The 7,923-nt window shown below is 63.0% G+C and carries 7 protein-coding genes and 1 CRISPR repeat array; of the genes, 4 read left to right on the plus strand and 3 right to left on the minus strand.

Annotated features, from left to right (window positions below; translation table 11 throughout):
• Positions 1-154 precede the first annotated feature (154 nt).
• Positions 155-1,243: direct repeats of the CRISPR family, unit length 36 nt; unit sequence GTCCGGGTTTGGCCGCGAGGCTTCTTCTGCTAGAAC.
• Positions 1,244-1,315: 72 nt separating this feature from the next.
• The 3 genes from cas2 to cas9 are packed head-to-tail and all read right to left on the minus strand — an operon-like array spanning position 1,316 to position 5,898.
• On the minus strand, positions 1,316-1,624 hold the full coding sequence (gene cas2, locus E2L08_RS16435) for a CRISPR-associated endonuclease Cas2 (RefSeq protein WP_206077034.1): 309 nt from the start codon (positions 1,622-1,624) through the stop codon (positions 1,316-1,318).
• Between the two features lie 28 nt (positions 1,625-1,652).
• The gene (cas1, locus tag E2L08_RS16440; protein ID WP_133398175.1) at positions 1,653-2,561 is read right to left on the minus strand and encodes a type II CRISPR-associated endonuclease Cas1; all 909 of its coding nucleotides are present in this window, start codon (positions 2,559-2,561) and stop codon (positions 1,653-1,655) included.
• 40 nt (positions 2,562-2,601) lie between these two features.
• The gene (gene cas9 / locus E2L08_RS16445; RefSeq protein WP_133398176.1) at positions 2,602-5,898 is read right to left on the minus strand and encodes a type II CRISPR RNA-guided endonuclease Cas9; all 3,297 of its coding nucleotides are present in this window, start codon (positions 5,896-5,898) and stop codon (positions 2,602-2,604) included.
• A 274-nt stretch (positions 5,899-6,172) separates the two neighbouring features.
• Between cas9 and E2L08_RS16450 the strand changes: the two genes are divergently transcribed.
• From E2L08_RS16450 to E2L08_RS16465, 4 genes are all read left to right on the plus strand, one after another.
• Entirely contained in the window at positions 6,173-6,778 is a 606-nt protein-coding gene (locus E2L08_RS16450; protein WP_133398177.1) for a tyrosine-type recombinase/integrase, read from the plus strand.
• Positions 6,779-6,840: 62 nt separating this feature from the next.
• Entirely contained in the window at positions 6,841-7,272 is a 432-nt protein-coding gene (locus tag E2L08_RS16455; RefSeq protein WP_133398178.1) for a putative toxin-antitoxin system toxin component, PIN family, read from the plus strand.
• Positions 7,269-7,514, plus strand: a complete 246-nt coding sequence (locus E2L08_RS16460; protein ID WP_133398179.1) for a ribbon-helix-helix domain-containing protein — start codon at positions 7,269-7,271, stop codon at positions 7,512-7,514. The genes E2L08_RS16455 and E2L08_RS16460 overlap by 4 nt, the downstream gene beginning before the upstream one ends.
• On the plus strand, positions 7,511-7,741 hold the full coding sequence (locus E2L08_RS16465) for a hypothetical protein (protein ID WP_168771190.1): 231 nt from the start codon (positions 7,511-7,513) through the stop codon (positions 7,739-7,741). Before E2L08_RS16460 ends, E2L08_RS16465 begins: the two co-directional genes overlap by 4 nt.
• Positions 7,742-7,923: the final 182 nt, after the last annotated feature.

A 7,923-nucleotide genomic window follows, 5' to 3' on the forward strand; every position in this document is an offset into this window, starting at 1 on the left:
AGTAGGGCTCCAGACGCGCCATCTGCGCATCGCTCAGCCAGAAGAGATCAGACATATCACCGCTCTGTTTTCGCGCGGTGAATCATGCACTTCTGCTAAAATCAATGGGTCCTGAGCCTAGAACTATCGTCAAGATCGCCATCTGGAACCACTAGTCCGGGTTTGGCCGCGAGGCTTCTTCTGCTAGAACCCGCCGCCTTGGCCTGCGCCTGTTCGCGCTGTCCGGGTTTGGCCGCGAGGCTTCTTCTGCTAGAACATTTCTGGCGGTGGGTCGCATCGTGGGCAGTCCGGGTTTGGCCGCGAGGCTTCTTCTGCTAGAACCAGTCTGTCGAACGTTGCCAAGTCTCGAGCGTCCGGGTTTGGCCGCGAGGCTTCTTCTGCTAGAACACACCGACGACGTGACCAAGGCCGCGGTGCGTCCGGGTTTGGCCGCGAGGCTTCTTCTGCTAGAACGTGGCCATGCAAAAGCGGCTGGGCGAGGCCGTCCGGGTTTGGCCGCGAGGCTTCTTCTGCTAGAACGATCATGCGTCGCAGGCCGCGTTGGGCCTAGTCCGGGTTTGGCCGCGAGGCTTCTTCTGCTAGAACATCGTCGGAGACGTGGTGTCGGAATGGATCGTCCGGGTTTGGCCGCGAGGCTTCTTCTGCTAGAACTGCTGACAGATATCAACAGCAAGACGTTTGTCCGGGTTTGGCCGCGAGGCTTCTTCTGCTAGAACCTCACGGCCGGTCCAGCACATGCGCTGCGAGTCCGGGTTTGGCCGCGAGGCTTCTTCTGCTAGAACTTCGCAATGCGGCCGCCAAAGCCCTGAACCGTCCGGGTTTGGCCGCGAGGCTTCTTCTGCTAGAACTCATTGTTTGCCATGGTATGGCTCCTTGTGTCCGGGTTTGGCCGCGAGGCTTCTTCTGCTAGAACTCCCGAGGCCGCTTGGCGGCGGCGGATATCGTCCGGGTTTGGCCGCGAGGCTTCTTCTGCTAGAACCTTTCTCGACGAGATTTCGTCGTTCCCGGTCGTCCGGGTTTGGCCGCGAGGCTTCTTCTGCTAGAACGGTCGCGAAATGCGGCACCGACGCGGGCAGTCCGGGTTTGGCCGCGAGGCTTCTTCTGCTAGAACCTCTCGGCGCCCAATCGGCGAATGCGGGCTGTCCGGGTTTGGCCGCGAGGCTTCTTCTGCTAGAACCGACCGTGCCGCTCATTACCGCGTCAAGGCGTCCGGGTTTGGCCGCGAGGCTTCTTCTGCTAGAACCCGCCCTGCGTAACCTCTTGGTTCGCAGGGCATTTTCTTGTCGCGCGTGTCGAAAAAACAGACCAAGATTCGTCAAAATAAGGTGAGTTGATCGGGTTTTTTACGCTCGGGGCCGCTACGGGCGCGACCGTGGAAACTCTGTGTGAGCTGATATTGCCTATCCGTGAAGAACAATATCTGGACGTGACCGGCCGGGGGGACCAACTCGCTGACCTTGGCGGCGATAACATCAGCTTTTTCCTTGGAGTAGGCATGGCGCAGATATACCGAAAACTGCACCATTCCGAAACCGAGATCGAGCAAGTCATTCCGGAATCTCGTGGCGCGGCGGCGCTCCGTCTTCGTCAGGACGGGGAGGTCGAACAGTGTCCAAATCCACATGATCTTGTACTTCGAGAGGGCAGGAAGGTTAGGCATCGGCGGGGTCGTCTTCGGGGATCGGCTGTCGCGGGAAGGCGAGATCGGCCTTTCGGGCGGTGAAACTTGCGGCGACGCTCTGGGCCAGCCGGAACAGCACCTGGGAGAGTGGCGAGCGCCCCTGATTGGTTGAAAAGGGCGCGGAGAGAGTTTCGACGAGGTCGGCGCGGCCGTCTTCGACGGAGGTGACGCCGGACTGAAGCAGGGCATGGACGGTCAAGTCGATGGTGGGGCGAAAGGGTTCCATCAGGTCATCGGCCAAGGCGAGCGCATCGCCGCCGCTGCGGTGATGGACCGAGAGCGAGGGGTGCAGGCCAGCGGAAACGATGGCGCGGGCGGTCGCGGCGCGCAGGACGGCATATCCATAATTGAGAAGAGCATTGGCGCCCTCCGCCCGGGTATCGCGGCGAAAGCCCTTGCCGAGCAGGGGCGGCCAGTAGGCCTGCGCGGCCTGCGCCTCGCGGTTGTCGGGGTCGCCGGAGCGGACGGCGGCGGTCAGCCGGTGCAGCCGTTGCGAGGGCAGGTCGAGGCGATCGAGCACGGCGGCCTGGGCGGCGATCTTGTGGCGGACGAGCCGCGCCCAGACCTGCTTGCGGAGCGGTTTGGGGGCGGCGGCCTGATCGGCCATGCGGTAGCCCTGTTCGCAATGGCCGTTCAGAGGCATGACGACGGCAACGGGGGCGAAGTTTGGCCCCAAGATGGTGACGGGCACGTTCTGCGCTGCGAGGTGGGCAAGCGCGGTGTTGGACCAGGTCACGCCCTGGCCCGTGACCAGCACGGCGTCGATGTCGTCAAGCTCCGCCTTGCCGATTTCCGCGCCATCGTGGCGCACTGACAAAAAGCCGCGTGACTTGTGAATGGCGAGGTTGTCCCGCGCCAGTTCCAGTATCCGTCCAACCATCGAACCCTCCCACTCGGGCCCGACAGGTCACCTGCAAACGTCACACCTTGCCATGCGGTATGGTGTGCACCTTCCCCAACTCGTCGATCCGCACGCGCCGGGCGCGGCGGAACTTGAGCTTGGAAATATTAGCAAAATCCCAAGTAAAGTCATCCTCTTCATTGCCATGTCGCTGTTGTAGTTTCCCGGCCTCGTTCAGTCCTGCAAGATAGACCACGTTGTTGCTCGGCGAGAGACGAACGACACGTTTGATCGCATTGCTGCCGGGAATCACAGTTCCCTCTTCATCGTCCCAATCGAAAAGTTGCAGCGTGTCCTCTTTGTGGAGCCGCATGATGAAGCTGGCGTCGGGATAGAGGTCGCGCCAGTGGGTGTTCTGGCCGGAATTAGCATCCCAGAGAGTCAAGGCATGGCATCTCCAGGTGCCGTCGACGTCGATGATGTCGAGGCAGGCGTTCTCGCCGGGCGCGTGATACTTGTAGGCTGTGCCGTTGCTGTCATGCACGGCGCGAACGGAGGCTTCCGCCTTGAGCAGGCGGAGACGGCGGTGACCGGTGCGGGCGGACCACTCGGCAAGCAGCTTGGCGCGGACCTTATCGGCCTCGGTCTTGGGCAGATCCGGGGCGCGGGCGGGCGCGGTCGCCTCCTGCAGGTCATGCCGGATGGCCACATCGCGGACCAGGCCGATCTCCTTGGCGGTCAGGGCGGTGACCGGCTTGCGGACAACGACATTGCCGATCGTTAAGTCGGCCTGGTTCTCAGGAACGTCCCTGACGGGGCCGTAGGCAGTGGCCTCATGAAGTCTGCCACTGGTCTGCGAGGGATCGGTGGCATCGGCGGTCACATGCCGTGCGCGATGGCTGGCGCGGACATCGCGGATGGCGGTCATTACCGCATCGCGGAAGCCCTCGAACGGCTCGGGCGGGGCGGGCAGGACGCGGGACAGGGCGTCGGCGCCGTGCTGTTTGGCGGCCTTCTGAAGTTGTGTTATTATGGCTCGGTCGATCACACCGATCACCGCAGCGTCGATGGCGTGGTGGCGGTGATCATCGCGATTTTTGCGGTTGTGATCGCTCAGGTTCAGGCCCCAGCGGTGGCGCAGCAGGGCGGTCATGCGGCCCGGGAGCATCCAGATATGGCGGCGTTCCGTTCCGTCCACATCGGTCTTGTCGAAGAGGGTTTCGGCGTAACCCCGTACGACCTTTGCGAGATAGCCGGTGGCGTGGAGCTGGCGATCCTCGAAGCTTTTCTGTTCCTCGAAAACCTCCATCGCGTCGGGCAGGAAGCGCCAGGCCTTGTTGCGGGGCAGGTGTTTTGTCCGCTCGATCATGGCCTCCTGATCGAAGATGCCAAGCTCGGCGGCTTCGCCGGGTGACAGCTTGCCCTTACGGCGGTTCTCGTCCCGGAAGGCGAGGGTCTTGTTGGCGGGCGAATTGTCAAGGGTTTCGCCGAAGGGCAGGATGTGCTCGATCTCGACGGCGTCGGAATGCAGGTCGTGCAGACCGATCGGGCGCCCAGTGAAGGGACTGCACCGGTCCGCCTCGTTGCGGCCGAGTTCCTCCCACAGGCGCATCTTGAGGAACAGGTCACCGACGCGTTGGCCGGGCTTCAGATAACCCGCCTCCTCCAAATCCGCGCGATAGCGGTCGTTGCGCTTTTCGTTGGCCTTGATTGTCTTCTCGATCTCGGCCTTTTCGCGTGGCGATCTGCCCAGATCGCGGGTGGCTTCCAGCACCACCTGGGCGGGTTTGCCATACTCGGCAATGAGCCCGTTGATGACCCGGCGAAACTGGTTGAGCGCGATATGCACGGTCGGGTTGGTGATCCTGCCGAGGCGCATGTCGTGGGGGTGCTCAGGGTTGCCGGTGCCGTTGCCCAGAAGCCGCTGCATGTGATCCAGCTCGTTGTAGTAGGGTAAGGTGCAGACGCCTTTTTCCGGGCGACTGTCGGTGAAATCGATGCCGGAGAGGAGTGGGGCGCGGTTGACGGCTTCGTTGTACGTGAGAACGTCGCCGGAACGCATTTCGGCGACCATCGCCTCGGTCGCCTCGCGGCAGAAACGTAGGTGGCCGTCGGGCAGCCTGACCTTTTCGACGGCAGCGGCGGTATGGGCGTCGAGGGCAAGCGTGCCGGTCAGCCAGTCCCTGAGCGCGTCGGGGTTTTCGGTGTCGGCCAGCTTGGCGAGGATCTGTTCTCGGGTCGCGGTATCATAGCCGGGCCATTGCTCGGCGAGGGGGCCAGGCTTCTTCGTGCCGAGCAGGGCGGCGGCGACCTGGTTGAAATGGAGATGCTTGAGACCTCCGGAATGGAGATTGAGGTCGTCCTGCGATGTCAGGCCAAGTGTCTTGCGGACCTGCGTCCAGGTCATCTTCTGCCCGCCGTTCAGCGCGTCGAACAGGACGCGATGTTTGTCGGGGTCGAGACGTTCCTCGTGGGTTTCGCGGATGATCCGCAAGTGGCCGAGCTGTTGCAGGATCAGGAAGGCCTGGGCGGAGGGATGCCAGCGTGGCAAGCGGGGCTTTTGGGGAAAGAAAGTGCAGCGGCCGGGATCGACGGGGCGCAGGGGGCGCTGGAAGAAGATCGTTTCGCGCAGTCGGTCGCGCACGGCATCGGTCAGCTCGGAATGGTGTTTGGCCTGTTCCGTCCAGATCGCGTCGAATTCGTTATCGAGCATCTGGCGGGTCGGGTAGAAGTCGTAATGTTTCTCCGCGCCCTCGCCCTGCGGACGGACGCGCACACCCTCGCCGGCTTTCAGGCGGGACCAGAGATAGGTGCCATAGGTGGCGTGGCCGGTTTCGGTAAGCGTTTCAGCCAAGGCGCGCGCGGCAGATTTGATGAGGCCGGTATCGTCCTCATCCGGGTCGGTCTTGCGATTGCTGGCGAAGCCCCGGTGCTTGGAGATATGCCAGAGCGCCCGGCCCAGATCGTGCAGGGAAATTTTCCCCGTCGCCGCGAGGGCGCGCAGGCGGTAGGGGTTGCGACAGTCGGCGTCATCGGCCTCGGCGCAGGTCTGGTATGGATGGGCGCAGGTGAACAGGCGGTCACGCTCCAGGCCGGGCGGCGGGAGAAGACCAGTTTCCATAAGATCACGTTCCAGCCGGTCGCGCCGGGCAAGGCGACGATCTTGCTGTCGACGCATGGCGCGGGGTAGGCGGCGGTTGGCGGCATGGGAATCGCCGGTTTGTGGGTCGCGCCCGTCATCGAAGAGGCGCACGCCCAACTTGCGCAGGCCGGTCAGCCTGGCCTTGTGAACGGTCTTCCAAAGGGCCGGGTCGAGGTCGTAGACCGCCCAACCGATGGATGTCGTTCCCAGATCGAATGCAAACCGGACGGGCATGTCACAACCTCCTTAACCCCTTGACCTTTCGGGGAGAGTAGAGGAGGATTGGTACATCTTCTAGCAGAAGAAGCCTCGTGGTCTTTCCCGCGATAAGGTGAAATATCCACGACGTTGAGGCGGGCCGAGGCCCGCCTCATTTGGTTTATCGAACGTGCGGCCTTAACACTATTGGCCATAGTGTTAAGTATCCGGGTTGCCGCCGGACGGCTCACGCATGGGGCAGGGGGCTTTCCCGCTTCCGCGCTTAACAGTTTTCGGGCATGCTGTTCACATGAGCGAAATGCGCCTCTACGACGCTGCCGGAAACCGGCTTTATCTCAACGCCGAGGAGCGTGCCGCTTTTCTTGCAGCCGCCCGGCGTCAGTCGGCCCGCGACCGCACCCTGTGCGAGACGCTGCACTACACCGGCTGCCGTGCGTCCGAACTTCTGGAGATCACCCCCGCGCGCGTCGATCTGTCGGGCGGCACGGTCACGTTGCGCAGCCTGAAAAAGCGCAAGGATGCCAAGGGCAGTCCACGGATCGTCTATCGCGCGGTGCCGGTGCCGCCGGAGTATCTCGATACTCTGAACACCGCGCATGGGCTCCGCGAGGCCGCGAAGTCGCGCAAGAAGGCCAATGCACCGATCTGGCCCATCGGCCGCGTGCGGCTCTGGCAGATCGTAAAGCGCATCATGATCGAGGCTGGTATCCCGGACGCGCCCCATCGCAGCCCCAAAGGGTTACGGCACGGCTTCGGGATCAATGCCACGGTGAACGGCATCCCTTTGCACATGGTCCAGAAGTGGATGGGACACGCTCAGCTGAGCACCACGGCGATCTACGCGGACGCCGTGGGTCGCGAAGAGCAAGACATCGCAGCCAGAATGTGGGGCTGACGCACCCTGCGGCGCGCAGGGAACCCGGTGGCTTAAAGATAGCACATATGCTATCTAAACTAATGCGAGTCGTTCTGGACACTAACATCGTCGTTGCCGCCCTTCTGTCCGGGGGCGGGGCGTCGCGACGCATCCTGCGCCTTTGCCTCGAACGGAAGGTGACGCCGCTCATCGGTGCGGCGCTGTTCGCGGAATACGAAGACGTCCTCGGGCGCAGCGATCTGTTCGCGCGCTGCGCACTCGATGCGGCAGAGCGTGATGTTTTGTTCGACGCGCTGATGTCGGTCAGCACCTGGACGCCGGTCTATTACCTCTGGCGGCCGAACCTGCCCGATCCCGGCGACGACCACTTGGTCGAACTGGCGGTTGCCGGAGGCGCGGACTGGATCGTCACGACCAACCTGCGCGACCTGTGGCGCGGCGAGCTGCGCTTCAACAATGTGACGACCGGCACGGCCGGAGATTTTTTGAACGCATGGGAGACACGATCATGAGCGTCATGACTATCAGACTGCCCGACGCCCAGCACGAGCGGCTGCGTCAGCTCGCCCGTACGCGTGGCGTGAGCATCAACAAGGTGATCGAGGAGCTAGCGACACGCGCGCTGACTGAGTTCGATCTGGAAACGCGGTTCCGGACCCGCGCCGCTAGGGGCGATCCCGAGGAGGGGCTGCGCCTGCTGGATCGGCTGGACCGGGAGGACACGGGCACCGAGGCGGGTGGGTCTCAAGCATGAAGGAGATCGGGGCGATAATGGATGTGCGCGCCGAAGAACTTCGCGCGATCGACGACATGATCTTCGGCGACGCGGCCGGCGTGGCGCAAGCATCGGATCAGCTGCGCGAAGCCCTGGATGCCATCCGCACGGCGCTTAATGAGCGTCGGTTCGGCGATGCGGCGAGAGCGCGCTCGAACACGGCGACCCCCGTCAGTCAATCGTGCGCTTCGGTCGGAAACGCGTGAGACGGATCGTTCGAGCAATAGCTCTGGGCCAAAAGACTCCAACACTGGTTCAGCACAGGTTGCTAGGGTCAGGATGCATTGATTGTTGCTGTTCGGCGTGATTCACGGCCCGAAAAACGGAGCGGTGACATGGACGACCTCTACTGGCTGAGCGACGAGCAGATGGCCAAGCTTTCCCCTTT

This window comes from Palleronia sediminis, assembly GCF_004358695.1.
In the GTDB taxonomy this organism is placed as follows: domain Bacteria; phylum Pseudomonadota; class Alphaproteobacteria; order Rhodobacterales; family Rhodobacteraceae; genus Palleronia; species Palleronia sediminis.

Bases quoted from the DNA above. Each gene is read 5' to 3' on its own strand.
- cas9 (WP_133398176.1), bottom strand. From the start codon at position 5,898: ATGCCCGTCCGGTTTGCATTCGATCTGGGAACGACATCCATCGGTTGG.
- E2L08_RS16455 (WP_133398178.1), top strand. From the start codon at position 6,841: ATGCGAGTCGTTCTGGACACTAACATCGTCGTTGCCGCCCTTCTGTCC.
- cas1 (WP_133398175.1), bottom strand. From the start codon at position 2,561: ATGGTTGGACGGATACTGGAACTGGCGCGGGACAACCTCGCCATTCAC.
- E2L08_RS16450 (WP_133398177.1), top strand. From the start codon at position 6,173: ATGAGCGAAATGCGCCTCTACGACGCTGCCGGAAACCGGCTTTATCTC.
- E2L08_RS16460 (WP_133398179.1), top strand. From the start codon at position 7,269: ATGAGCGTCATGACTATCAGACTGCCCGACGCCCAGCACGAGCGGCTG.
- cas2 (WP_206077034.1), bottom strand. From the start codon at position 1,624: ATGTGGATTTGGACACTGTTCGACCTCCCCGTCCTGACGAAGACGGAG.
- E2L08_RS16465 (WP_168771190.1), top strand. From the start codon at position 7,511: ATGAAGGAGATCGGGGCGATAATGGATGTGCGCGCCGAAGAACTTCGC.